Raw genomic sequence first — 25,041 nt, 5'->3', positions numbered from 1 at the left:
GGACATCAGGATCACGTCAATACGGTCCTGACCTCCCACGGCCGTGCGGAATGTCTGTTTGGTGGGACGTAAGGTCGAGCCATGGGACGCGGCAAGCTACGTATCTACCTGGGGGCGGCACCGGGCGTCGGCAAGACGTACGCGATGCTCTCCGAGGGGCACCGGCGCGTGGAGCGCGGTACGGACTGCGTGGCCGCGTTCGTGGAGCACCACGGCCGGCCGCGTACCGAGGTGATGCTGCACGGTCTGGAGCAGGTGCCGCGCCGGGAGATCGAGTACCGGGGCACCACCTTCCCCGAGATGGACATAGACGCGGTCCTCGCGCGCCGCCCCGCCGTCGCGCTCGTCGACGAGCTCGCCCACACCAACGTGCCCGGGTCCCGCAACCCGAAGCGGTGGCAGGACGTGGAGGAGCTGCTCGCGGCCGGGATCGACGTCGTCTCGACGGTGAACATCCAGCATCTGGAGTCGCTGGGTGACGTGGTCGAGTCGATCACGGGGGTGCGGCAGCGCGAGACGGTGCCGGACGAGGTGGTGCGGCGGGCGGACCAGATAGAGCTGGTGGACATGTCGCCGCAGGCGCTGCGGCGGCGGATGGCGCACGGCAACATCTACAAGCCGGACAAGGTCGACGCGGCCCTGTCGAACTACTTCCGGCCGGGCAACCTGACGGCGCTGCGTGAGCTGGCGCTGCTGTGGACCGCCGACCGCGTCGACGAGTACCTGCGCCAGTACCGCGGCGAGCACAACATCCAGTCCACCTGGCAGGCCCGCGAGCGGATCGTCGTCGGCCTCACCGGCGGCCCCGAGGGGCGCACCCTGATCCGGCGGGCCGCCCGGCTGGCGGAGAAGGGCGCGGGCGGTGAGGTCCTCGCCGTCTACATCTCCCGCAGCGACGGCCTGACCTCGGCCTCGCCCAAGGAGCTGGCGGTCCAGCGCACCCTCGTCGAGGACCTGGGCGGCACCTTCCACCACGTCATAGGCGACGACGTCCCCTCGTCGCTGCTGTCGTTCGCGCGGGGCGTCAACGCGACCCAGATCGTCCTCGGCTCCAGCCGCCGGCGCTCCTGGCAGTACATCCTCGGCCCCGGCGTCGGCCAGACCGTCGCCCGGGACTCCGGTCCCGACCTGGACGTCCACATCGTCACCCACGAGGGCGCGGCCAAGGGACGCGGCCTGCCCGTCGCCCGAGGCGCCCGGCTCGGCCGCGCCCGGATCGTCTGGGGCTGGATCGTCGGAGTCGGCGGACCCGCGCTCCTCGCGCTGCTGCTCACCCATGTCGACGCGGACCTCGGGCTCGCCAACGACATGCTGCTCTTCCTGGCGCTGACCGTCGCCGCGGCCCTGCTCGGCGGGCTGCTGCCCGCGCTCGCCTCGGCGGCCTTCGGGTCCCTGCTCCTCAACTGGTTCTTCACCCCGCCGCTGCACCGGCTGACCATCGCCGACCCCAAGAACATCGTGGCCATCGCCGTCTTCTTCGGCGTCGGCGTCTCCGTGGCCTCCGTGGTGGACCTGGCCGCCCGCCGCACCCACCAGGCGGCCCGGCTGCGCGCGGAGTCCGAGGTCCTCTCGTACCTCGCGGGCAGCGTCCTGAGGGGCGAGACCAGCCTGGAGGCGCTGCTCGAACGGGTCCGCGAGACCTTCTCCATGGAGTCCGTCGCCCTCCTGGAGCGCACCGGCGACCTCGAACCGTGGACCTGCGCGGCGAAGGTCGGCTCCCACCCCGTGGCCCGGCCCGAGGACGCGGACGTCGACATGCCCGTCGGCGACCACCTGGCGCTCGCGCTGACCGGCCGGGTGCTGCCCGCCGAGGACCGGCGGGTGCTCGGCGCCTTCGCCGCCCAGGCCGCCGTCGTCCTCGACCGGCAGCGGCTCGTCGGGGAGGCGGAGGAGGCCCGCAAGCTGGCCGAGGGCAACAAGATCCGCACCTCGCTCCTCGCCGCCGTCAGCCACGACCTGCGCACCCCGCTGGCCGGCATCAAGGCCTCGGTGTCCTCCCTGCGCTCCGACGACGTGGAGTGGTCCGAGGAGGACCAGGCCCTGCTCCTGGAAGGCATCGAGGACGGCGCGGACCGCCTGGACCACCTGGTCGGCAACCTCCTCGACATGTCCCGGCTCCAGACCGGCACGGTCACCCCGCTCATCCGCCCCACCGACCTGGACGAGGTCGTGCCCATGGCCCTCGGCGGCGTCCCCGACGGCAGCGTCGAGCTCGACATCCCCGAGACGCTGCCGATGGTCGCCGTCGACCGGGGCCTCCTGGAGCGGGCGGTCGCCAACATCGTCGAGAACGCGGTCAAGTACAGCCCCGACGACATACCGGTCGCCGTCGGCGCCAGCGTCCTCGGCGAGCGCCTGGAACTGCGCGTGACGGACCGGGGCCCCGGCGTCCCGGACGAGGCCAAGGACGGGATATTCGAGCCCTTCCAGCGCTTCGGCGACGCCCCGCGCGGCGCGGGCGTCGGCCTCGGCCTCGCGGTCGCCCGCGGCTTCGTCGAGGCCATGGGCGGCACCATCACCGCCGAGGACACCCCCGGTGGCGGGCTGACCATGGTCCTCACCCTGAGGACCATCGGGCCTCCGCCGCCGGACACCGCCGCCCCCGCGATGCCGGCGCACATCATGACCTGACCCGGGCCCCGGCCCCGTACCCCCTCCATACCCCAGCACCCCCCTCTACCCCTCCGTACCAACGACAAGGAAGGCACCCCTTCATGACCCGGGTCCTCGTGGTCGACGACGAGCCTCAGATCGTCCGCGCCCTGGTGATCAACCTCAAGGCGCGCAAGTACGAGGTCGACGCGGCCCCCGACGGCGCCACCGCGCTCCGGCTCGCCGCCGAGCGCCACCCCGACGTCGTCGTCCTCGACCTCGGGCTGCCCGACATGGACGGTGTCGAGGTCATCAAGGGCCTGCGCGGCTGGACCCGGGTGCCGATCCTGGTGCTCTCCGCCCGCCAGACCTCCGACGAGAAGGTCGAGGCGCTCGACGCGGGCGCCGACGACTACGTCACCAAGCCCTTCGGCATGGACGAGCTGCTGGCCCGGCTGCGTGCCGCGGTCCGCAGGGCCGAGCCGGTCGGCGGCGCCGAGGACGGCGTCGTGGTCGTCGAGACCGAGGACTTCACGGTCGACCTGGCCGCCAAGAAGGTCCACCGCGACGGCAAGGACGTGCGGCTCACCCCGACCGAGTGGCACCTCCTGGAGGTCCTGGTCCGCAACAGCGGCCGCCTGGTCAGCCAGAAGCAGCTGCTCCAGGAGGTCTGGGGCCCCTCGTACGGCACCGAGACGAACTACCTGCGGGTCTACATGGCACAGCTGCGGCGCAAGCTGGAGCAGGACCCTTCGCACCCGCGGCACTTCGTCACCGAACCGGGCATGGGTTACCGCTTCGAACACTGAGTTCGGTGTCGGCGGGGGCCGGTACGCTTTCTGTATGAGTGCTGCACCGCGTACAGAGAAGCCGGCCGGACGGTTCCGCCGGATGCTCGACCGCCTGTCCACCTCCCAGGAGGAGCTGGAGTCGGTCGAGCTCCAGGAGGACTCCGCGGCGTCGGGGTGCACGCGCATCTGCGACTGCTCCGACCGCCAGATAGTCAAGGTGACTGGTACGTTGCGGACGGTCACCCTGCGTCCCAGGGCCGGTGTGCCCGCGCTGGAGGCCGAGCTGTTCGACGGCACGGCGCCGCTGGACGTCGTGTGGCTGGGCCGCCGTTCCATCGTGGGCATCGAGCCGGGCCGTAAGTTGATCGCCTCCGGCCGGATCTCCATGAGCCATGGCCGGCGGGTCCTCTTCAACCCCAAATACGAGCTCCGACCGCTCGGACAGGAGTAGCCGGTGACGTCAGTCGACAAGCCGACCACCGAGAAGCCCACGCCCGACCAGGACGCCCAGGCCGACAAGGCGGTGACCGAGGCCGCGCTCTTCGAGGCGTTCGGCGGCGTGCGCGGCATGGTGGAGACGGTCCTGCCGGGCCTGCTCTTCGTGACGATCTACACGATCAACAAGGACCTGCGTTCCTCGGCGATCGCGGCCGTCGCGGTCTCTCTCGTCCTCGTCGTCGTCCGGCTGATCCGCCGCGACACCGTCAAGCACGCCTTCAGCGGTGTCTTCGGCGTCGCGTTCGGTGTGGTCTTCGCGATGATGACGGGCAACGCGAAGGACTTCTACCTGCCGGGCATGCTCTACACGCTCGGCCTCGCCCTCGCGTACATCGTCACGACCCTCGCCGGCGTGCCGCTGATCGGCCTCATCCTGGGCCCGGTCTTCAAGGAGAACCTCTCCTGGCGCACCCGTAACCCGGGCCGGAAGAAGGCGTACGCCAAGGCCAGCTGGGCCTGGGGACTGATCCTGCTCGCCAAGTGCGCGATCCTCTTCCCGCTGTACTGGTGGGCCGACACCACGCAGCTCGGCTGGGTCCTGGTCGCCCTGAAGATCCCGCCGTTCCTGCTCGCGGTCTACCTGACGTGGGTCTTCCTCGCGAAGGCGCCGCCGCCGATCGACGTCTTCGCGGAGATGGAGGCCGAGGAGCAGGCCGAGAAGGCCCGTAAGGCCGCGGCTCAGGGGCACCCTGAGGTGTAGGGCCGTACGTGGGTACGCGGAAGGGGCCCGGGACCTGTCACAGGTCCCGGGCCCCTTCCACGTACCACCGTCCGTCAGGACTCCGACGGGTCCCGGCGGACCGACAGCAGGTCCTCCAGCTGCTCCTCGCGAGCCTGGGTGGCCACGAACAGCAGCTCGTCGCCCGCCTCCAGGGTCTCCTCCGGGCTCGGCGTGAGGACCCGCGAGCCACGGATGATGGTGACCAGCGAGGTGTCCGGCGGCCAGGCCACGTCGCCCACCGCGGTGCCCGTGACGGCCGACTCCGGCGGCAGCGTCAGCTCGACCAGGTTGGCGTCGCCGTGGCTGAAGCGCAGCAGCCGGACCAGGTCGCCGACGCTCACCGCCTCCTCGACCAGGGCGGACATCAGACGCGGCGTCGAGACGGCGACGTCCACGCCCCACGCCTCGTTGAACAGCCACTCGTTCTTCGGGTTGTTGACCCGGGCGACCACGCGCGGCACGCCGTACTCGGTCTTGGCGAGCAGCGAGACGACCAGGTTCACCTTGTCGTCGCCGGTCGCCGCGATGACGACGTTGCAGCGCTGGAGCGCCGCCTCGTCGAGCGAGGTGATCTCGCAGGCGTCGGCCAGCAGCCACTCGGCCTGCGGCACCCGCTCCACCGAGATGGCGGTCGGCGCCTTGTCGATGAGCAGGATCTCGTGCCCGTTCTCCAGCAGCTCGCCCGCGATGGAACGGCCCACGGCGCCCGCGCCGGCAATAGCGACACGCATCAGTGACCGCCCTCCTCGGGACCCTCGGCGAAGGCCGCCTCGACCTTGTCGATCTCGTCCGTCCGCATCATCACGTGCACGAGGTCGCCCTCCTGAAGCACCGTCTGCGAGGTCGGCAGAATCGCTTCGCCCAGCCGGGTGAGAAACGCCACGCGCACCCCGGTCTCCTCCTGGAGCCGGCTGACCTTGTGGCCGATCCACGCGGGGGAGGTGTGCACCTCGGCGAGCTGCACTCCGCCGCTCGGGTCACGCCACAGCGGCTCGGCGCCGGACGGCAGCAGCCGCCGCAGCATCTGGTCGGCGGTCCAGCGGACCGTGGCGACGGTCGGGATGCCCAGCCGCTGGTAGACCTCGGCACGCCGCGGGTCGTAGATCCGGGCGGCGACGTTCTCGATGCCGAACATCTCGCGCGCTACCCGCGCGGCGATGATGTTCGAGTTGTCGCCGCTGCTCACGGCGGCGAAGGCGCCGGCCTCCTCGATCCCCGCCTCGCGGAGCGTGTCCTGGTCGAAGCCCACGCCCGTGACGCGGCGGCCGCCGAACCCCGAGCCCAGACGGCGGAAAGCCGTCGGGTCCTGGTCCACGACCGCGACCGTGTGGCCCTGCTGCTCCAGGGTCTGCGCGAGAGCGGCTCCCACGCGCCCGCAGCCCATGATGACGATGTGCACGTCCCCTTACCCCGCACTCCTGATCGCCCTGCTGACCTGCGAAAACACGCTTCTCACAACTTTCCTGGCCCTAGCGGCCACGTATGTCGACCCCGTACGGCGCCCGGTGGGGCGGCCCGTACCCGGCCCGACTGGCCGGGCCGTGGCGGACACGCACACGCGTACTGTCCGGTCCGAGCTTATGCGGCAACGATGGCCGGGACCTCACGCAGCCCTCGTTAGGAACGCGTCAAGACCCCGTCATGGCCGCGTCAGCACGGAAGTGGGAGCTCGCGCAGGTCTCCGTAGAGGTGGTATCCAGGGAGATTCGGTGCGGATCGGGGGTGCTGGTCGGCGGGGCTCATTTCGAACGCTTACGATCCTCTGCGTGTCCAAACTGACCGACGTGCCCAAACGGATCCTGATCGGGCGGGCCCTGCGCAGCGACAAGCTGGGCGAGACCCTGCTCCCGAAGCGGATCGCCCTCCCCGTCTTCGCCTCCGACCCGCTCTCCTCGGTGGCGTACGCCCCGGGCGAGGTCCTCCTCGTCCTCTCCGTAGCGGGCCTGTCGGCCTACCACTTCAGCCCGTGGATCGCGCTGGCCGTCGTGGTGCTGATGTTCACGGTCGTCGCCTCCTACCGGCAGAACGTGCACGCGTACCCGAGCGGCGGCGGCGACTACGAGGTCGCGACCACCAACCTCGGGCCGAAGGCCGGACTCACCGTCGCGAGCGCCCTGCTCGTCGACTACGTCCTGACCGTGGCCGTCTCCATCTCCTCCGGCATCGAGAACCTCGGCTCCGCCGTGCCGTTCGTGGTCGAGCACAAGGTCCTCGCCGCCATCGCGGTGATCGTCCTGCTCACCCTGATGAACCTGCGCGGCGTGAAGGAGTCCGGCGGCCTCTTCGCCATCCCGACGTACGTCTTCGTCTTCGGCGTCTTCGCCATGATCATCTGGGGCGCCTGGCGCGGTCTCGTCCTCGACGACACCATGACCGCCCCCACCGCCGACTTCGAGATCAAGGCCGAGCACCAGGGACTGGCCGGATTCGCCCTGGTCTTCCTGCTGCTGCGGGCCTTCTCCTCCGGCTGTGCGGCGCTCACCGGCGTCGAGGCCATCTCCAACGGTGTGCCCGCCTTCCGCAAGCCCAAGTCGAAGAACGCGGCCAGCACCCTCGCGCTCATGGGCGGCCTGGCCGTCACCATGTTCTGCGGCATCATCTTCCTGGCCATGGCCACCAACGTCCGGATGGCCGAGAACCCCGCCCACGACCTGCTCAAGAACGGGCAGCCGGTCGGCGAGGGCTACGTCCAGGACCCGGTGATCTCGCAGGTCGCCGCCGCCGTCTTCGGTGACGGAACGTTCTTCTTCATCCTGCTCGCCGCCGCGACCGCGCTCGTCCTCTTCCTGGCCGCCAACACGGCGTACAACGGCTTCCCGCTCCTCGGCTCGATCCTCGCCCAGGACCGCTACCTGCCCCGCCAGCTGCACACCCGCGGCGACCGCCTCGCCTTCTCCAACGGCATCGTGCTGCTGGCCGGCGCGGCCGCCCTGCTGGTCGTCATCTACGGGGCCGACTCGACCCGGCTGATCCAGCTCTACATCGTCGGCGTCTTCGTCTCCTTCACCCTCAGCCAGATCGGCATGGTCCGGCACTGGAACCGGCACCTGCGGACCGAGAAGGACCCCGCCAAGCGCCGCCGCATGATCCGCTCCCGCGCGATCAACGCCTTCGGCGCCTTCTTCACGGGCCTGGTCCTGGTCGTCGTCCTCGCCACCAAGTTCACCCACGGCGCCTGGGTCGCGCTGCTCGGCATGGTGATCTTCTATGTGACGATGACCGCGATCCGCAGGCACTACGACTCCGTCGCCGCCGAGATCGCCGCCGCCGAGGAGCGCCCCGACGAGTACGTGCGCCCCTCCCGGGTCCGCTCCGTCGTCCTCGTCTCCAAGCTGCACAAGCCCACGCTGCGCGCCCTCGCCTACGCCAAGCTGCTGCACGCCAACGAGCTGGAGGCGCTCACCGTCAACGTCGACGCGGCCGAGACGAAGGCGCTCAAGGAGGAGTGGGAGCGGCGCGGCATCAACGTGCCGCTGAAGATCCTCGACTCGCCCTACCGCGAGATCACCCGGCCGGTCATCGAGTACGTGAAGAACCTCCGCAAGGAGAGCCCGCGCGACGCCGTCTCGGTCTACATCCCCGAGTACGTGGTCGGCCACTGGTACGAGCACATCCTGCACAACCAGAGCGCCCTGCGGCTCAAGGGCCGGCTGCTCTTCACGCCGGGTGTGATGGTGACCTCGGTCCCGTACCAGCTCCAGTCCTCCGAGGCCGCGAAGAAGCGGGCGAGGAAGCGCCAGGAGTGGAACGCCCCCGGATCGGTCCGACGCGGACCGGTCGAGAAGGGCGCCGCGAAGGCTCCGGCCGAAAAGAGCAACTAGACTGGTGGGCTGCCCGAGGATGTCCCGAACGGCAGCCCACCATCTCTTCCTCTTGGAGTCCCCCCGTCATGCAGAACGTGCCCGTTGCTTCGCTGGTCGGGGAAGAGTACGAGGTCGAGGTCGGCCGGGTCGCCCATGGAGGCCACTGCATCGCCCGTACGGAGGGCGGCCGCGTCCTCTTCGTCCGCCACGCCCTGCCGGGCGAGCGGGTCCGCGCCCGGGTCACCGAGGGCGAGGAGACCTCCCGCTTCCTGCGCGCCGACGCGGTCGAGATCCTGGACCCGTCCAAGGACCGCGTCGAGGCGCCCTGCCCCTTCGCCGGCCCCGGCAAGTGCGGCGGCTGCGACTGGCAGCACGCCAAGCCGGGCGCCCAGCGCCGCCTCAAGGGCGAGGTCATCGCCGAGCAGCTCCAGCGGCTCGCGGGCCTCACGCCCGAGGAGGCCGGCTGGGACGGCACGGTCGTTCCCGCCGAGGGCGACAAGCTGCCCGCCGGCGAGGTCCCGAAGTGGCGCACCCGCGTCCAGTACGCGGTCGACGAGTTCGGCCGCCCGGGCCTGCGCAAGCACCGCTCGCACGACGTCGAGGTCGTCGACCACTGCATGATCGCCGCCGAGGGCGTCTCCGAGCTCGGCGTCGAGCAGCGCCTCTGGGAGGGCATGGCCTCGGTCGAGGCCATCGCCGCCTCGGGCTCGCACGACCGCCAGGTCATCCTCACCCCCCGCCCCGGCGCCCGCCTCCCGCTCGTGGAGCTCGACAAGCCGGTCTCGGTCCTCCGGGTCGACGAGAAGGACGGCGGGGTGCACCGCGTCCACGGCCGCGCCTTCGTCCGCGAGCGCGCCGACGACCGCACCTACCGCGTCGGCAACGGCGGCTTCTGGCAGGTCCACCCGAAGGCCGCCCAGACCCTCATGCTCGCCGTCATGCAGGGCCTGACGCCCCGCAAGGGCGACACCGCCCTCGACCTCTACTGCGGCGTCGGCCTCTTCGCGGGCGCCCTCGCCGACCGCGTCGGCGACAAGGGCGCCGTCCTCGGCATCGAGTCGGGCAAGCGCGCGGTCGAGGACGCCCGCCACAACCTGGCCGGCTTCCCGCGCGTCCGCATCGAGCAGGGCAAGGTCGAGCAGGTCCTCCCGCGCACGGGCATCACGGACGTCGACCTCATCGTCCTCGACCCGCCCCGCGCCGGCGCCGGCAAGCAGACCGTCCACCACCTCACCAACCTGGGCGCCCGCCGCATCGCCTACGTCGCCTGCGACCCGGCAGCCCTGGCCCGCGACCTGGGCTACTTCCAGGAGCGGGGGTACCGGGTGCGGACACTGCGGGCGTTCGATCTGTTTCCGATGACGCATCACGTGGAGTGCGTGGCGATTTTGGAGCCGGTCAAGAAGGACGCGTGACCCTTGCCGCCGGTGCCATGCAGGGCGAGTGAGTCACTGGCTCGTGTTGTTCTTGCCCTGCTTCTGGCGGCGGACGGTCATGGTCATTGCGGTGATGAGGGCCACCAGGCCTAGGGCGAAGCCGATTCCTATGGCCTTGAGGCTGGTGGCCGCGCGTTCTCCGGAGGCTACGGCCGCGCGGGACGGGGTGGTCGGCTTGGTGGTTTTCGGGGTTGGGGGCTGGGCTCCTCGTACCGTGAAGGTCGACGTTCCTGTTGTGGTGTGGCCGTCGGTGGAGATGATTTGGTAGCTCACCGTGTAGCGGCCGGCCGTGGTTGAGGGCTTCAGCTTCTGTGTGAGCTCGCGGGCCGTGACCTTCGGGGCTCCGTCGGCGAGGGCCGTGCCGTCCGGGGCTGTGACGGTGAGCTGGGTTGGGGTTCGCGGGAGGGGCTCGTTGAAGGTGAGCGTGATCGTGTGGGGGAGTGCGGTGAGGACTGCGCCGTTCGCTGGGGTTGAGGCGTCCAGGGTGGTGTGAGCGGCTGCCGGGGGAGTCGCGACCGTTAGGAGGGTCGCGATGGTTGCCGGGAGGGTCAGGGAGCGGATTGTCCTGCGGGCGGTGTTTGTGTGCCTGGTGCGCATGGTGCGGTGACCTCTCTGCCGGGTTCCCGTACCGGGTGGGGTGGGGGAGCGGCGGGGGTTATGGGGCGCCTGTGGCCTGTGGTGTTGGGTTAGGCCGTTAGGCGGAAGCCGGGTGTGGCCGGCTGTTGGAATGGGGGCGGGGAGGGGGAGGCCGCCGTGGGGGGTGCGCGTCCGGGGGGCGTGTGGGTGAGCTGTGCCGGTCGTAGGGGGGTCACTTCGACGGGCTTGTGGGGTATGGGGGTTTGCCTGATCTGGGGGTCTGCCAGCAGGGGCAGGAGTGCGCGGGCGATTCGCTCGGCGGATTCCGCGATCGGTCGTGCGTGTGCCAGCAGGGACTCGGTCGTGCCCAGGAGGCGTGCGGCCAGCAGGAGGGTCACCGCGTGGCCGGCCAGGAGGACCGAGGGGCCGGGGGCGCTCGACGCGTGCTCGGGCAGGGCCAGTGTCGCGCATGCTTCCGGGAGGACGTAGCCGGCGTGGTACGCCACCTGTGCGCCTACGAAAGCGGCCAGGAGTTGGATGTCGGTCAGACGTCGTCTGGTGACCGACAGGCCCAGGGACAGGGCCAGCGCCGTCACCAGGGTCAGGATCAGTGGGTGCCCCGTGTGGCCCAGCGGTAGGGCATGGCCGGCCATCGGCAGCAGGACGCACAGCGCACTCGCCCACGGCAGGGTGCCGTATGGGATGCGGGGAGCGGCCATGGCGGGCTTTCGTGGGCCGGACTGAGCCGGGGGTGGGGAGGGGCGGAACGGGGCAGAACGTGACGCGTGGTCGGGACGCAGCGTACCCGGCCGTCGGCGGGGTGGGTGCGGCGGCCGGGTGTGTGGGTTTCTGTGGGTGCGTCTAAGCGGTGCCGGGCGGTTTTTTAAGCGGTGCCAGGTGGTCTTTTGTTCCTCAGGTCTTCCCGTATCGGCCCTTCGGGCGTTCCAGGCCCAAGTGCCCGCGCAGGGTGGTCGTCGTGTACTCGGTGCGGAAGGCCTTGCGGCGGTGGAGTTCGGGGACCAGGGCGCGGGTGATCTGGTGCAGGTCGTGGGGGAGGGTCGCGGGGCGGAGGCGGAAGCCGTCGAAGCCCAGGGGGTGCCAGTCGAGGAGGAGGTCGGCCAGGCCCTCCGGGGTGCCCGTGAAGATGTGCGCGTCGGAGGCCAGTGGGGCGCCGGCCAGCGTGTCCAGCTCGTCCTTGCGGGCCTTCGCGGCGGCCTCCGTCTCGTCCAGTAGGACCACCAGGTCGGCGAATCGTTTCAGCGGCTGGGTCGCCAGGTCGCGGCCGGTCGTGCGGACCGCCGTGTCGAGCTCGGCCAGGATCCGGCGGGCGTCCGCCGGATCGTCGGGCGTCACGAACACCAGGTCCGAGGCCCGCGCCGCGAACTCGTACGGCGTCGACGCGTGCGCCAGGCTCGCCACCAGAGGCTGGCCCTGCGGCGGGCGCGGGGTGATCGACGGGCCCCGGACCTTGAAGAGCGGCCCCTCGAAGTCGACGGCGTGCAGCTTGGCGCGGTCCACGAAACGGCCCGTCGCCGTGTCCCGTATCTCCGCGTCGTCCTCCCAGCTGTCCCACAGCCGCCGCGCCACCTCCACCACGTCGGCGGCCTCCGCGAACAGCGGGCGCAGCCGGGCGGCGATCCGCTCCTCGCTCAGCACGTCCTCGTCCGTCAGCTGCGGGGTCGTGCGCCGCCCGAAGTGCCGGGCGTCGGCCGCCCGGGACGCGATCTGCGGGCGCCAGCCGGCCCGGCCCCGGGCCGCGTGGTCCAGGGTCGCGATGCCGATCGCCACGTGGAACGGCTCGGTGTGCGTGACGTTCGTCGTCGGTACGAGACCGATGCGGGAGGTCAGCGGGGCCAGCAGCGCCGCTACCAGGACCGCGTCCAGGCCGCCTCTGACCTGGTCCGTACGGTCGTCGGGGCGGTGGAAGGCCGCCGACTGCTGGCCCAGGGCGTCCTCCAGCGTGACGAAGTCGAGCAGCCCGCGCTCGGCCTCCGTCACCAGGTCCGCCCAGTAGCCCGGCGAGAACAGGTCGGCCGGGCGTGCGTCCGGGGCCCGCCAGGCCGCCGGGTGCCAGCCCGCGCCGTCCAGGGCGACGGCCAGGTGCAGGGCGGTCACGATGCCTCCTTGGGGGATGCAGCGGGCGACGCGGGGGCGCCCAGGGCCAGGTGCTCTCGGAGAGTCGTGCCCGTGTACTCCTCGCGGAAGACGCCCTTCTCCTGGAGCAGCGGGACCACCCGGTCCACCACGTCGTCCAGGCCGCCGGGCGTCAGATGCGGTACGAGGACGAAGCCGTCGGCCCCGTCGCTCTGCACGAAGTGGTCGATGGCGTCCGCGACGGTGCGCGGACTGCCCACGAAGGTCTGGCCGCCGTGCACCTCGATCATCAGCTCACGGATGCTCAGCCCACGCTCCCCGGCCAGCTTCCGCCACCGCCTGGCCGTCTCCTCGCGGCCCTTGCGGAAGACCGAATGCCCCTTCAGGACAAGGGATTCGGGCTCCGGGTCCACATCGGGCAGCGGGCCGTCCGGGTCGTAGCCGGACAGGTCGCGGCCCCACACCCCCTCCAGATGCGCGATGGCCGTCTGCGGGCTCACCTGGGCGCGAGTGATCTCGTCGGCGTACGCGGCGGCCTCCGCGTCCGTGTCGGCGACGATCGCCGTTGCCGTGGGCATGATCTTCAACTGGGCATGTGTACGGCCGTACTTCGCGAGCCGTGACTTCACATCCGCGTAGAACGCGCGCGCCTCGTCGAGCCGGCTGTACTTGCTGAAGATCACGTCCGCGTCCGACGCCGCGAACTCCCGGCCCGCGTCCGACTCCCCGGCCTGGATCACCACCGGGTGCCCCTGCGGCCCGCGCGGGGTCGTGAACCGGCCCTCGATGTCGAAGTGCCGCCCCCGGTGGGCGAATCGGCCTGCCCCTTCCCGTACGAAACGGCCGGAAGTGGCATCGGCGATCACATCGCCCTCGGACCAGCTGTCCCACAACTCCCGTGCCGTGCTCAGGAATTCGGCTGCCCGGGTGTAGCGGTCGGCCTCGTCGAGGAAGCCGCCCCGCCGGAAGTTCTCCCCGGTGAAGGCGTCGTAACTCGTGACCACGTTCCAGGCCGCCCGCCCGCCGCTCAGCAGGTCCAGGGTCGCGAGCCTGCGCGCCACCTCGTACGGCTCGTTGAACGTGGCGTTCACGGTGGCGGCCAGGCCGAGCCGGTCGGTGACGGCCGCCAGGGCGGCGAGCACGGTCAGGTTCTCCGGGCGGCCCACCACGTCCAGGTCGTAGATCTCTCCCTTGTGCTCGCGCAGCCGCAACCCCTCGGCGAGGAAGAAGAAGTCGAACCTGCCGCGCTCCGCCGCCTGCGCCAGCCGGATGAAGGAGTCGATGGAGATCTGGCTCTCGGAGCGCGGGTCCGACCAGACGGTCACGTTGTGGATGCCCGGCAGCTGTGCCGCGAGGTGCACCTGTTTCACGTGCCTGCTCCTTCTCGGATCGGGGGGGAGAGAGTATGGGGGCCGGTCCGCTGGGGTGACCCGTGACGAGCTTGCCCGTACGCGTGTGCGGGTGCCCAGAGCGACCGGCCCTCTTTCATGAGCTGTTCACGGAGTTCAGGACAGGCGCGCGGGCGACACGTAGTTGACCGTGTTCTCGAACGCGATCCCGTGGCTCTTCACGTCGATCGCGATCCGGTCCCCGTCCGCGATCCGGAACCCGTCGTGGAAGCTGGCCTCGTCCGCGCCCAGCAGCACGTAGTTGACGAGCCCGGGGCGCCGCACCGCCGGGAACGAGAACAGGTGCTCCACCATGTCCTTCACCCGGAAGTACAGCGCGTCGCCGCCGCAGTCGAAGCTGCCCTCCCACGCGGTCGCCCCGTCCCGCGTGATGGTCACCCGCCCGTTCGCCGAGCGGGGCGGCTCGCCGAGGAACAGCCAGGGTGCGAGGGCCGTGTCGCACAGCTTGCAGTACGGGTTGTAGCCCGGGTCCTTGCGGTGCAGGCCGATGTCGCACAGGTCGTTGCCGAAGGTGTAGCCGGCGTAGTGCGGGGTGCCGTCGGCGTCGTTGACGTACACGAGGGCGACCTCGGGCTCCTCGATGAGCGCCACCGGGTTCGCCGGCACGTTCAGCGTCTCCCCGGGCAGCCGCACCCAGTCGCCGAAGCCCTTGAAGAACCACTTCGGCGGCGTGAACTCCCCGCCCTCCGGCTGGGTTTCGCCGCCCCACTTCTTCCGGTGCGTGCCCATGAAGCCGCTCAGCAGCGCGTTTCCGGTGGCCGTCGGCAGCAGCGGCGGCAGCAGCCGCAGCTCCGGGTCGTCGGCGGCCACGGTGACGCCCGTCGCGCCCTCGGTGACGGCGGCCCGGATCGCGTCCGCCGAGCCGTCGGTGGCGACGAACGCCGCCGCCAACTGCCCGTCGGCCACCGGGTACAGCGTGTGCGGGGCGCCCGGCTCCCCAGGCACCCCGAAGCCGACGTGCCGCGCGCCCCGGTACAGGACCTCGAAGAGGGTGGGGGTCGGAAGGGACATGGGAAGGACCTCCTGAACGTGCCTGAGAGACATAAGAGAGATGGGAGATGTGAGAGAAGGGGGAGGAAGGGGGCCGCCGCGGGCTACGGAGCGTCCAGGGCCGTCAACGCCGCCACGGCCTCGCCCACCCACGCGACGGAGTCCCGGATCCACGGCAGCTCCAGGGGGTCCGGCGCCCCCAGCGCCGTCAGCCGCTGCTCGTCGGTGTCGCCGTAGAGCCGGCTGGTCGCCACCCGGATCCGCAGCGCCTCGGGCGGTTCCCCGAAGGCGCTCGCCGGGAGCACCCCCACCCCGTGGCGCTCGCTGAGGAAGCGTGCGATGCCGTCGCCGTCGTGGACGCCGTGGACGCGGGCGAGTCGTTCCCGGAGCGGAACGAAGTCCGGGTAGAGGTAGCAGGTGGCCCGGACCGGGGCGAGCAGGGCGCCGGCCGCCGTGAAGTGGGCGGCGACCGCGCGTACCACCCTCTCGTGCAGCCGACGGGCGGCCGCGATGTGCGCCGTCACCTCCGGCGGCTCCCCGAACGCGTACGCCGCCACCGTCTGCACCGGGGCCGGCGGACTGGACCAGATCTGACTGGCGACCGACACGAGACGCGAGTGCAGCTCCCGGCCGGGCTCGCCGTCCGGGAGCCTGGCCACCCCCGTACGCCAGCCGCCCAGGGCCAGGTTCTTGGTGAGGCCGGTCGTCACGACGGTCCGCTCGGGCGCGTACAGGGCGGGCGACTCGGCCGGCGCCCCCGTGTCGTACACCAGGTCGCCGTAGATCTCGTCCGACACCACCACCAGGTCGAGCTCCCGCGCCACCGCCGCCAGCCGCCGTACGGTGCCGGGCGAGGCGATCGTGCCGGTCGGGTTGTCCGGGACCGTCACCACCACGGCCCGGGGGTCGCGCCCGGCGGCCCGCGCCGCCAGGACGGCCTCGCGCAGCAGGTCCGGATCCGGCACCCCGCCCTCGCCCGGCGGAGTCGGTACGGGGACGGGGCTCGCCCCCGCGAGCCGCGCCTGGGCCGCGTAGCTCACCCAGCTCGGCACCGGCACCACCACGTCGCCGCCGATCGCCAACAGCAGTGCGAACAGCAGGGACTTGCTGCCGGGGCCGGCCACCACCCGCCCCGGGTCCACCCCGATCCCGCGCCGCGCCCAGTACCCGGCGGCGGCCTCCCGCAGCGCCTGGCTGCCGGGGACCGGGCCGTACGCGTTCTCACCGGCCGCGGCCGCGAGGCGCTCCCGCAGGGCGGGCAGCACCGGCAGCCCGATCTCCCCGCTGGCCATCGACAGGACCCGCTCCCCGGCCAGCCGCCGGCGGGCGAGCGCCTCGTCGGCGGCCAGGGTCGCGGACATCGAGACGGGGGCGGGCGGGGGCATGGGGCACTCCAGGGGTGAGGAGGGGGAGGGGGGAGGGGAGAGGTGTACGGGTGGGACTCAGGCGGTCGCGGGGCGGGGGCCGTACCGCTGCCGGAGCTCCACCTTCCGGACCTTGCCGGTCAGCGTCTTCGGCAGCGCGGGCAGGAGTTCCACTCGGTCCGGGAGGAACCGGGGGTCCTGTCCCGCGGCGAGGAGGTGGGCGCGGACCTCTTCGAGGCTCGGACCGGAACCGGAACCGGAAGCCGTGGTGTCCGGCACCACCACCGCGCAGATCACCGCCCCGTCTCCGCCGTCGCCGCCCCCGTCGCCGGCACCCGGCAGGCCCACCAGCGCGGCCTCCACCGCCTTCGGATGCGACCCGATCACCGCCTCCAGCTCCGTCATCGGCGCCACCACCCCGCCCCGGACGATCGCGTCGCGCGCCCGCCCGATGATGCGGATGCCGCCCCGGCCGTCGTCCCGCGCGAGGTCCCCGGTGTCGAACCAGCCGTCCGCGCCGAACTCCGCCGCGAACGCCTCCTCGCGCCGGTAGTAGCCGAGCGCGAGCGAGGCCCCGCGCACCCGCAGCGGCCCCACGCCTCCCTGGGACCCGTCGGCGTCCACACGGGTCTCCATGGCGTCGATGGCGCGCCCGTTGCTGGACGCGGCCCAGTCCTCGGGGTCGGCCGGCCGGGTCATCGTCACCGGGCCGTTCTCCGACATGCCCCACAGCGAGTACGTACGGGCCCCGAGGGCCGAGTGGACCTCGTCGGCCAGCTCCGCAAGGACCGGCGCCGAGCCGATCACCACGTGCCGCAGCGTGCTGGTGTCCCGCTTCTCCGCGCGCTGCGAGGCGACCACGTCCGCGAGGGTGGCCGGCGGCCCGTACAGGAGGGTGGCGCGGTAGCGCTCGACCAGGTCGAGCAGCGCCTCGTTCTTCCGCACGTCCTGGAAGGCGACCGTACCGCCGACCATGACGCCCGCGAGGACGCCCTGCGCGAAGCCGGAGTAGTGGACGAGCGGGGTCGACACGGCGGCCACCCAGTCCTCGTCGAGCCCGAAGGCCTCGACATAGCCGCGTACGGCGGAGTGGACGGTGTTCTGGCTGTGCAGCACGCCCTTGGACTCGCCCGTGGTGCCGGAGGTGAACAGCACCACGAACGGCTCGTCGGCCGTGAGCGCGGGCCGCCCGGCCAGGAGCTCCCGGCCTTCGGCGGTCTCCTCCCGGGCGCCCGCCACGAAGTGCTCGTGGAACGGGAGCGCGTCGTCGGGCACCGGGCCGTCCACGACCACCACGTGCTCCAGAGTGGGCAGTTCACCCTTCAGCCGGGTCGCGATCTCGGCCAGCGGCGTGCCTGACCACTCCGGGAGCGTGACGCACACCCGGGCCCCCGTGAGGCCGAAGCGGTGGCGCAGCTCCTCCTCCGGACAGATCGGTGAGATCGGGCAGATGACGGCGCCGACGCGCATGCACGCGAACATCAGCGGGACCATCTCCCAGCGGTTGGGGAGCTGCACGGCGACGAAGTCGCCCCGCTGGACGCCGAGATCGGCGAGGGCCAGCGCGAACCGGTCGGTCAGCGCCGCCAGTTCGGCGAAGTCGAGCGTGTCGGTGCGGGACTCGGCGATCCGGCGCCCCGCGATGGCCGGCTTGTGCGGACGCTCGCGCGCCTGCCGGTACAGGTCGTCGAGGAAGGTCTCGTCCCGCCACCAGCCCCGGCGCCGGTACTCGGCGGCGGACCCGGAAGCGGACCCGGCCGCGGTGCTCGCCGTCATCCGTGCAGGTCCTTCCTGCGTACGGTCAGCAGCTCCGGCAGCGGGTCGCCCGCGCGGCCGTCCGCGATCTCCAGGAGGTCCCGGGTGTTCTGCCGCACCCGGTCGCCGACCCAGTCGAACACCCACGCCTTGCGGGCGTCCGCCGCCAGGTCGAAGGGGACGACCCGGGTGACGGCGAGGGCCGCCGAGGCCGCGCCGCCGATGTTGGCGATCACGCCCGGCACCAGCGTGCCGCCCGAGGCCGCCACCTTCTCCTTGGCCGCCGCCGTGGAGGCGAGGTTCGCCCCCTCGACCACCAGGCCGGCCTTCAACCGGTGGGCGTTCTCGGCGGTGAGCGCGTACTTCTGCGCGGCGAGGATCAGCAGGTCGGCCGGCACGTCGAGCCAGGCGTCGGGGGCACTGGAGAGCGTGACGCCCTGCGGCAGGCGCGAGCGGTCGATCCGCCCGAACTCATCGGTGATCGCGATGAGTTCGTCGACCGGCAGCCGGTCGGCGCTGATCGTGCCCTGGACGTCGGCGACGCCCACGACGACATGCCCGCGCTCCTCCAGGAAGCGTGCCACGGCCCGGCCTACCGCGCCGAAGCCCTGCACCACGACCCGGGCGGCCTCGGTGTGCCCCCGGGTCTCCAGGGCGGTGAGCGCGGCCACGCCGACGCCGTGCCCGGTGCAGTCGATCAGCGGCTCGTAGTACGTACGCCAGTCGATCGGCATGTCGGGCGCGCCGAGCCGGAAGCGCGGGTCGTAGCCGGCCTCGTCGAAGAAGACGGCCCGGTCGGCGGGGGTGACGCCCATGTCGATGCCGAGGTGGATCCCGCCGTGCAGCAGCGGCTTCACGGTGCGGCCGAAGGTGCGGAAGGTCCGCTCGCGGTCCGCGCCCTCGGAGTTGCCGGCGTCGGCGACGATGCCCGCCTTCGCGCCGCCGATGCGCAGGCCCGCGAGGGTGAACTTGTCGGTCATGTCGCGGGCGAGACCGGCCACTTCCTCCTCGGTGACCCCGGTCGTCATCCGGGTGCCGCCCATCGCGAGGCCGTCGACGAGCGTGTCGACGACGACCCAGCCCTTGATCGCGCCGCGGCTGCCGTTGAGATGGACGGCGAACGCGGGCTCCTGCGGGTTCTCCACAACGCTCATGTGAGTCTTCCTCGTGTACGTGGGTGGGTGGGGGTCACTGGGGTCACTGGGGTCACTGGGGTCAATGGGGTCACTGATAGAGCCCGGCGAAGCCGCGCAGGATCTCCAGGCCGTCGGGGCGGAACTCCACGTGTGCCTGGGAGCCGAGGATCCGCCCGTCGTCCGAGCTGAGGAATTCCACGGGCGCGTGCTCGGAGCGCCCGATGGAGCGGAAGCCCGCCGGGGCCTCCTGGAGGTAGAGGGTGTGCCGGTGGAAGACCGTGACGGTCTCGTCGACGTGGGCGAACAGCGGCTCGCCCTTGTCGACCTTCGCCTCGTGCCCGCCGACCCGCTGCGGCCCCTCGGCCAGCCGCCCGCCGTTGGCGACGGCGATGATCTGCATGCCGCCGCAGATGCCGTAGACGGGGACGTCGCTGCCCATGACGAGGTCGATGAGCGGCCGGTAGTAGGCGGTGTCGTAGGCCCGTACCTTCGTCCCGCTGAGCACGATGGCCTGGTGGCGGCCGTCGAGCCGGTCGGGCACGGACGCCGCGTCGACGACGTCGGTGTCCGAGCCCAGCTCCTCGAAGCGGGCGCGGAGCTGTTTCAGGGACAGGGTCCCGTTGTTGACGACGAGTACCCGGGGTTGCGCCATGGTGCCTTCGCTCCTCAGCTTCGCGTGATGACGGTGCCGGTCCGGCCGGCGAGCAGGTCGCTGACGTCGGCCGCGCCGATGACGACCCGTGCCACGCCGCCGTCCAGGGCCTCGCCGGCGGCCCGCAGCTTCTTCCGCATGCCGCCGGTGGCGCCCTTGTCGCGGAAGGCGGCGGCGGCCCGCGCGTCGATCCGGGACACCGGTTCTCCGTCGATCAGCAGATGGGCGACGTCCGTGACCAGGACCAGGTCGGTCGCGCCGGTGGCGGCGGCGAGGGCGGCGGCGGCCCGGTCGGCGTCGGTGTTGACCTCCTGGCCCGCGGCGTTCCTGGCCAGGGGGGTGACCAGGTGGGCGTGGCCGGGCCGGAGCTCCTTGAGGAGCGCCGGGTTCACGCCGGTGATCGGCCCGACCAGGTTCTCCAGCTCGACGAGCTGCTTCTCCCGCCACCACCAGCGCTCGCCCTCGCCCGCGCTGACCAGGCCGTCGCCGCCGAGCAGCCGCTCGCCGGTGATGCCGCGCGCGGAGAGCCGGGCGAAGACCTCCTCGGCGAGCGTGGCGCTGACCGTCTTGATGTCCTCGATCACCTCGGGCGTGGTCCAGCGGCTCTGGTTGCCGTAGCGGTCGCGGAGCACGGCGGACGGCTCGCTGTAGCGCGGGCTGAGCCGCTTGAGCGGCTTGGACCAGCCGTGCACGAGGACCAGGGGATGCCGGGCGCCGTACGCGGCGAGGTCGTCCCACCAGGCGCCGGACAGGTCGTCGAGGCAGCTGCCGCCCAGCTTGACGACGGTGGGGACGGGAGCGGCGCCGGACGTCGGGCCGGCCGGGTCAGGGGGTGTCGTGGAGTCGCTCATGCCGGCAACACCGGCTGCATGGTCAGCCCCGTCTCCTCCGGCAGCCCGAACCGCAGGTTCGCCGCCTGCACGGCCTGCCCCGCCGCGCCCTTGACCAGGTTGTCCAGCGCGGACAGCACCACGATCCGGCCGTCCTCCTCGTCGTACAGGACGGTCACGTCGCAGAAGTTGGAGCCGAGCACCGCCTGCGGGTCGGGCACCGGGATCAGCGTCTCGTCGTGCCGCCGCACCCGCACGAAGCGCTGCCCCTTGTAGAAGCGCAGATACGCCCGCTGGAGCTCGCGCTGGTCGACGGCGGCGTCCGTGAACACGTAACTGCTGGTCAGCAGACCGCGGACATGCGAGACGCCGTACGCGGACATGCTCAGCGAGCCGATCGAGCCGGGCTTGCTCCGGTCCAGGAAGTCCCGTACCTCGCCCGCGTGCCGGTGCCCGGTCGGGGCGTACGGGGCGATGGCGCCGTTACGGAAGGGGTGCAGGTCCGCCGTGCGCAGCTGGAGCCCGCCGCCGCTGGAGCCGCTCTTCCCGTCGACCACGACCGTCCTCAGGTCGAGCCCGAGGCCGAGGGTGAGGGGCGCGAGGCCGAGGGTGATGGCGGTGGCGTAGCAGCCGGGCAGCGAGATCAGCGGCGCGTCGGGCAGCTGGTCCCTGACCAGCTCGGGCACGCCGTAGACGAAGCGGTCGGCGAGGTCGGGATCCCGGCTGACCTTGGGATACCACCGGTCGTGCAGCTCGGTGGTGCGGATGCGGAACGCGCCACTGAGGTCGATGACGGCCGGGATCCGGTCGGCGAGCAGCGCGGAGAGCTCGGCGGAGACCGGCGCGGGGGTGGCGAGGAAGATCACGTCCACGGTGTCGGCGAGCTCGTCGACGATGTCCTCGGTGACCGGGCGGACGGTCAGCCCGCCGAAGTCGAGCCGCAGACCGGGGTGGAGCTCGGACGGGCGGCGGCCGATGTTCGAGGAGCCGCCGAGGAAGGCGAGCTCCAGGTCGGGGTGCTGGGTGATCAGGCGGATGAGTTCGCCACCGGCGAGTCCCGAGGCGCCGACGACGCCCGCGCGGATCGGGCGGGTGGTGCGCGTCATGCGAGCAGCTCCTGGAGGTAGGCGCCGACGGCCGCCGGGATGTCCGCGCCGGTCGCGGAGGCCACGGCCCGGAAACCGGGGGCGTGGTTGACCTCGTTGACGACGTAGCCGTCGGGGGTGCGGAACAGGTCGACCCCGTAGATCCCGGGGCCGAGTTCGCCCACCACCCCGTCGACGATCTTCAGGACGTCCGGGTCGTGGGCGACGGCGCGGCTGCTGTTGCCGAGCGCCGCGTTGTTGCGCCAGTCCGTGCCGGCGCTCTCGAACTCGGCGGCGCCGACCACCTCGTGGCCGACGACGAGGCAGCGCACGGAGGTGCCGCCGCCGATGAACGGCTCGACGAGACAGGCCTGTTCGAAGGCGTGGCCGAGATCCTCGACGTAGTCGTACACCGACTGGGCGAGGTCGGCGTGCCGGATGAGGGTGACCCGCTTGCCCATGCCGCCGAAGACCGGCTTGAGGACCAGCGGCGGCGACAGCTCGGCGACGGCCCGCTCGAAGTCCTTGCGGGAGAGCGCGAGCCGGAACTCGGGCACGGGCACCCCGGCCTTGCGCAGCTCGGCCCGTAGGACCGCCTTGTTCTCGCAGACGTGGATCGCCCGCGCGGAGTTGAGCACCCGCGCCCCGGCGGCCTCGGCGAGCGTGGCGACGAGGCCGCCGCGGGTGTAGCTGCGGCTGCGGACCAGCAGGGCGTCGAAGCCCTTGAGGGAGGGGGCGTCCTCGTGCCCGAGGGTGAGGGACTCGTCGTTGACCCACTCGACGGCCAGGCCGAAGTCCGGGCCCGCCTGGATCAGCTTGCGTTCCTCCCAGCTGATCCGGTCGGCGACGATCGCGATGCGACGGGTCATCTCACTGGCCCCAGTCGCGCAGCTGCACCTCGACCATCTCCAGCGTCAGCGTGCCGTCCTGGACGGCCTCGACGCGCAGGGTGAGCATGCACTCGGGGCACGAGAGGGTCTCGCCCTCGCCGATCGGGGGCACGGTCAGATCGGTCTCGCACTCGGGGCAGACGCCGGTCAGGGTGGCGGTGGGCATTTGTTGACTCTCCTTCGGTATGGATGAGTTGGAGGAGGGATGTTGAGTGTGCTGCGTGGCGGCTCAGGCGGCCTGGAAGTCGATCGCGGCCTTGCGGATCGCGTCCCGGTCCAGCAGGGGCGCGCCGCCGCGCTCCTGGCGTTCGGTGAGCCAGGGGGCGAAGGCGTCCACGTCGACGAAGACACCCGATCCGTCCAGCGCCCACTTCACGAGCGCCGGGGTGAGCCGGGTGCGGACCAGCAACTCGCGCGAGTTGCCCACGAGTTCGGCCGGGAGCGTCTCGTACGCCTCGGGGTGGGTGAGCTGTCCGGGGAGCTCGTACGCGAAGGCGTGCGGGGTGGTGGGCCCGGACTGGAAGGCCTCGCCGAGCCCGGCGCCCTTGAGGGCGATGCGGGAGAGTTCGGTGAGGTGGCTGAGGTCGAAGCGGGTGTCGCCGTGGATGACCCGCAGCGAGGTGAGCAGTTCGGCCAGCGGGGCGTTGCCGCCGCGCTCGCCGATGCCGCCGACGGTCGCCGAGATCCACTGGGCGCCCGCGCGGACGGCGGCGAGGGAGTTGGCGACGGCCATGCCCAGCATGTTGTGGGAGTGGATCTCGATCTCGGACCCGTCGATCTCGGTGAGGTCGCCGATCACCTCCTCCATCTGCCAGGGCGAGAGGTACGCGACGGTCTCGGCCAGCCGGAACCGGTCGGCACCGGCCTCGAAGCCGGCGGTGACGTACGGGACGAGCCGCTCCCTCGGGGTGCGGGCGCCGTCCTCGCCGCTGAACGTGACGTGGAAGCCGCGCTCCTTGGCCTGGCTGATCGCCGAACGCGCCAGCGTCTGGAGGAACTTGGCGCTCGGTGAGCCCAGCTTCAGCCGGGCGTGCTGCTCGGAGGTGGGGATCGAGTACATGATGTGGCGCACGCCGAGCCGCTCGGCCTCGTCGAGGGCCCGGGTGACCTGCTGGCGGTCCCGCACCACGACGAGCGTCATGCTCCGCTCGGGGGTGACGGCCTCGTGGGTGGCGAGCACCAGGTCGGCGTCCTTCGAACCGGGTCCTGACACCATGCCGACCTCGACCAGCTCGACGCCGGTCCGCACGAGCAGGCCGGCGATGGCCGCGGCGTCCTCGGGGCCGAACTCGACACCCGCCATGTGCGCCGAGTCCCGCAGTGTCGCATCGGACACACGGGGCAGGTGGGGCAGGTGGGGGAGGTGGGGGAGCGCCTGCGGGCTTTCTCCTGCTGCCATTTCCTCACTCCTTGTCGGGGGTGATCACCACACTCCAGTGGATAGATGTAAGAAACAAGGGGATTCGGGTCAGGGCTCTGTGGGGGAATGTCAAGCAGTGTCAGGAAGGAAAGGGCGTGCAAGGGAAAGCAAGGGTGTGCAAGGCGGGTGTGTCTGGCATGTCTTTTCCTCCGCCTTCCGCTGCCGGGCGCGCGGGGCGCGTCCTACTGTGCGGCCATGGACCTTTTCTCGCTGCCCCGACTCGGCGTCGTCGTCCCGCCGGAGAACCCGACGGCGGAACCGGAGTTCAACCGTCTGCTCGGCGCCGGAATGCACGTGTACACCGCCCGTTTCCCCACCACTCCCGGCGTGGCGCTCAAGGAGATGCTGGAGACCTACAACCGGGTGCTGCCCGACACCCTCGCGGGCTTCGGCGCGATGCGCCTGGAGGCCGCCGTGGTGGCGTGCAGCGCCTCCCACTACCTCCTCGACCCGGAGGGGGACCTCGCCCTGTGCGAGGAGCTCTCGCGGAGCGCCGGCTTCCCCGTCCGCTCCTCGACGCAGGCGATCCTGGCCGCGTGCGAGGCGCTCGGCGTGCGGCGGCTGACCCTCGTCTCCCCGTACCAGCCGTGGCTCACGGAGGTCTCGCGGGCCTTCTGGGAGCGGGCCGGGCTCGCCGTCGACGGCGTCGTGCTGGTCCCGGCGGGGCGGACCCCGGACGGGGCCGACCACTTCGACCCGTACGAGGTCACTCCCGACCAGATCGGTGAGCGCATACGGTCCCACCTGCGAGAACACCCGCTGTCCGGGGACTCCGCGCTGCTCTTCACCGGTACGGGCATGGGCACGCTGGCCGCCCTGACGGAGCTCGCCTCCCGGCAGGACACGGCCGGCCGCCCGCTGCTCTCCTCGAACCTGGCGTCCGCGTGGTGGGCGCTGCGGGCAGCGGGCGCGCCGGCCGGGGACACGCACCCGCTGGTGCGGCGGCTGGACGCGCAGGTGGAGGTGTCGGCGGGGCGGTGAGGGCGGTGAGGGGCGGGG

Annotated in this window: 22 protein-coding genes; 7 read left to right on the top strand and 15 right to left on the bottom strand. The window is 71.9% G+C overall.

Translation table 11 applies throughout. The annotated features are described in order from the left end of the window. The first annotated feature begins 81 nt into the window (after nucleotides 1–81). The 4 genes from ABTZ54_RS13140 to ABTZ54_RS13125 all read left to right on the top strand — a co-directional run bounded on the left by ABTZ54_RS13140 (nucleotide 82) and on the right by ABTZ54_RS13125 (nucleotide 4,581). Nucleotides 82–2,631, top strand: coding sequence for a DUF4118 domain-containing protein (locus tag ABTZ54_RS13140; RefSeq protein ID WP_351661220.1), 2,550 nt, complete (start codon nucleotides 82–84; stop codon nucleotides 2,629–2,631). Between the two features lie 83 nt (nucleotides 2,632–2,714). Then, a complete protein-coding gene (locus ABTZ54_RS13135) occupies nucleotides 2,715–3,401 on the top strand; it encodes a response regulator (RefSeq protein WP_351661217.1) in 687 nt (228 codons plus the stop codon). Between the two features lie 34 nt (nucleotides 3,402–3,435). Next, nucleotides 3,436–3,834, top strand: a complete 399-nt coding sequence (locus ABTZ54_RS13130) for an OB-fold nucleic acid binding domain-containing protein (protein WP_329424993.1) — start codon at nucleotides 3,436–3,438, stop codon at nucleotides 3,832–3,834. A gap of 3 nt (nucleotides 3,835–3,837) precedes the next feature. Beyond that, complete coding sequence (locus ABTZ54_RS13125; protein WP_351661214.1) at nucleotides 3,838–4,581, top strand: DUF3159 domain-containing protein; 744 nt, start codon at nucleotides 3,838–3,840, stop codon at nucleotides 4,579–4,581. 74 nt (nucleotides 4,582–4,655) lie between these two features. Here ABTZ54_RS13125 and ABTZ54_RS13120 read toward each other — a convergent pair whose 3' ends face one another. Both ABTZ54_RS13120 and ABTZ54_RS13115 read right to left on the bottom strand, forming a co-directional pair. Next, a complete protein-coding gene (locus ABTZ54_RS13120) occupies nucleotides 4,656–5,333 on the bottom strand; it encodes a potassium channel family protein (protein ID WP_351661211.1) in 678 nt (225 codons plus the stop codon). Then, nucleotides 5,333–6,001 carry a potassium channel family protein gene (locus ABTZ54_RS13115; RefSeq protein ID WP_046911473.1) on the bottom strand — a complete coding sequence of 223 codons (669 nt, stop codon included), beginning with the start codon at nucleotides 5,999–6,001 and terminating at the stop codon, nucleotides 5,333–5,335. The genes ABTZ54_RS13120 and ABTZ54_RS13115 overlap by 1 nt, the downstream gene beginning before the upstream one ends. A 367-nt stretch (nucleotides 6,002–6,368) precedes the next feature. On the opposite strand from ABTZ54_RS13115, the gene ABTZ54_RS13110 reads away from it, so the two are divergent. Both ABTZ54_RS13110 and ABTZ54_RS13105 read left to right on the top strand, forming a co-directional pair. Further along, nucleotides 6,369–8,423, top strand: a complete 2,055-nt coding sequence (locus tag ABTZ54_RS13110) for an APC family permease (protein WP_351661207.1) — start codon at nucleotides 6,369–6,371, stop codon at nucleotides 8,421–8,423. A gap of 68 nt (nucleotides 8,424–8,491) precedes the next feature. Continuing rightward, nucleotides 8,492–9,820: a class I SAM-dependent RNA methyltransferase gene (locus tag ABTZ54_RS13105; protein ID WP_351661205.1), complete on the top strand. Its 1,329-nt coding sequence runs from the start codon at nucleotides 8,492–8,494 to the stop codon at nucleotides 9,818–9,820. Between the two features lie 33 nt (nucleotides 9,821–9,853). Here the strand turns inward: ABTZ54_RS13105 and ABTZ54_RS13100 are convergent, their stop codons facing one another. The 13 genes from ABTZ54_RS13100 to ABTZ54_RS13040 all read right to left on the bottom strand — a co-directional run bounded on the left by ABTZ54_RS13100 (nucleotide 9,854) and on the right by ABTZ54_RS13040 (nucleotide 24,021). Beyond that, entirely contained in the window at nucleotides 9,854–10,438 is a 585-nt protein-coding gene (locus ABTZ54_RS13100) for a copper resistance CopC family protein (protein WP_351661202.1), read from the bottom strand. A gap of 891 nt (nucleotides 10,439–11,329) precedes the next feature. Beyond that, nucleotides 11,330–12,532, bottom strand: a complete 1,203-nt coding sequence (locus ABTZ54_RS13095; protein WP_351661199.1) for an LLM class flavin-dependent oxidoreductase — start codon at nucleotides 12,530–12,532, stop codon at nucleotides 11,330–11,332. Continuing rightward, the gene (locus ABTZ54_RS13090; protein ID WP_351661196.1) at nucleotides 12,529–13,881 is read right to left on the bottom strand and encodes an NtaA/DmoA family FMN-dependent monooxygenase; all 1,353 of its coding nucleotides are present in this window, start codon (nucleotides 13,879–13,881) and stop codon (nucleotides 12,529–12,531) included. The genes ABTZ54_RS13095 and ABTZ54_RS13090 overlap by 4 nt, the downstream gene beginning before the upstream one ends. A 135-nt stretch (nucleotides 13,882–14,016) precedes the next feature. Next, nucleotides 14,017–14,931 (bottom strand): fumarylacetoacetate (FAA) hydrolase, encoded by a 915-nt coding sequence (locus tag ABTZ54_RS13085; RefSeq protein WP_351661194.1) that lies wholly within the window; start codon nucleotides 14,929–14,931, stop codon nucleotides 14,017–14,019. Nucleotides 14,932–15,014: 83 nt separating this feature from the next. Next, nucleotides 15,015–16,295 carry a pyridoxal phosphate-dependent aminotransferase gene (locus ABTZ54_RS13080; RefSeq protein WP_351661191.1) on the bottom strand — a complete coding sequence of 427 codons (1,281 nt, stop codon included), beginning with the start codon at nucleotides 16,293–16,295 and terminating at the stop codon, nucleotides 15,015–15,017. Nucleotides 16,296–16,352: 57 nt separating this feature from the next. Beyond that, entirely contained in the window at nucleotides 16,353–18,050 is a 1,698-nt protein-coding gene (locus ABTZ54_RS13075) for an AMP-binding protein (protein ID WP_351661188.1), read from the bottom strand. Next, nucleotides 18,047–19,183, bottom strand: a complete 1,137-nt coding sequence (locus tag ABTZ54_RS13070) for a Glu/Leu/Phe/Val dehydrogenase dimerization domain-containing protein (protein ID WP_351661185.1) — start codon at nucleotides 19,181–19,183, stop codon at nucleotides 18,047–18,049. Before ABTZ54_RS13070 ends, ABTZ54_RS13075 begins: the two co-directional genes overlap by 4 nt. Before the next feature lie 70 nt (nucleotides 19,184–19,253). Further along, nucleotides 19,254–19,817: a type 1 glutamine amidotransferase gene (locus tag ABTZ54_RS13065; protein ID WP_351661183.1), complete on the bottom strand. Its 564-nt coding sequence runs from the start codon at nucleotides 19,815–19,817 to the stop codon at nucleotides 19,254–19,256. Nucleotides 19,818–19,831: 14 nt separating this feature from the next. Then, the gene (locus ABTZ54_RS13060; protein WP_351661180.1) at nucleotides 19,832–20,668 is read right to left on the bottom strand and encodes an amino acid kinase family protein; all 837 of its coding nucleotides are present in this window, start codon (nucleotides 20,666–20,668) and stop codon (nucleotides 19,832–19,834) included. Continuing rightward, nucleotides 20,665–21,753, bottom strand: a complete 1,089-nt coding sequence (gene argC / locus ABTZ54_RS13055; protein WP_351661177.1) for an N-acetyl-gamma-glutamyl-phosphate reductase — start codon at nucleotides 21,751–21,753, stop codon at nucleotides 20,665–20,667. The genes ABTZ54_RS13060 and argC overlap by 4 nt, the downstream gene beginning before the upstream one ends. After that, entirely contained in the window at nucleotides 21,750–22,601 is an 852-nt protein-coding gene (locus tag ABTZ54_RS13050; RefSeq protein ID WP_351661174.1) for an ATP-grasp domain-containing protein, read from the bottom strand. The genes argC and ABTZ54_RS13050 overlap by 4 nt, the downstream gene beginning before the upstream one ends. A 1-nt stretch (nucleotide 22,602) precedes the next feature. Then, nucleotides 22,603–22,788 (bottom strand): lysine biosynthesis protein LysW, encoded by a 186-nt coding sequence (locus ABTZ54_RS13045; RefSeq protein WP_046912295.1) that lies wholly within the window; start codon nucleotides 22,786–22,788, stop codon nucleotides 22,603–22,605. A 63-nt stretch (nucleotides 22,789–22,851) separates the two neighbouring features. After that, on the bottom strand, nucleotides 22,852–24,021 hold the full coding sequence (locus ABTZ54_RS13040) for a hydroxymethylglutaryl-CoA lyase-like TIM-barrel protein (RefSeq protein WP_351661171.1): 1,170 nt from the start codon (nucleotides 24,019–24,021) through the stop codon (nucleotides 22,852–22,854). 216 nt (nucleotides 24,022–24,237) lie between these two features. Here ABTZ54_RS13040 and ABTZ54_RS13035 point away from each other — a divergent pair, with 216 nt between their 5' ends. Beyond that, the gene (locus ABTZ54_RS13035) at nucleotides 24,238–25,023 is read left to right on the top strand and encodes a maleate cis-trans isomerase family protein (RefSeq protein WP_351661168.1); all 786 of its coding nucleotides are present in this window, start codon (nucleotides 24,238–24,240) and stop codon (nucleotides 25,021–25,023) included. Nucleotides 25,024–25,041: the final 18 nt, after the last annotated feature.

This window comes from Streptomyces sp. NPDC094032 (genome assembly GCF_040303965.1).
Lineage (GTDB): Bacteria > Actinomycetota > Actinomycetes > Streptomycetales > Streptomycetaceae > Streptomyces.
The sequence above is the reverse complement of the archived record's forward strand: the minus strand, read 5'-3'. Positions and strand labels throughout refer to the sequence as shown.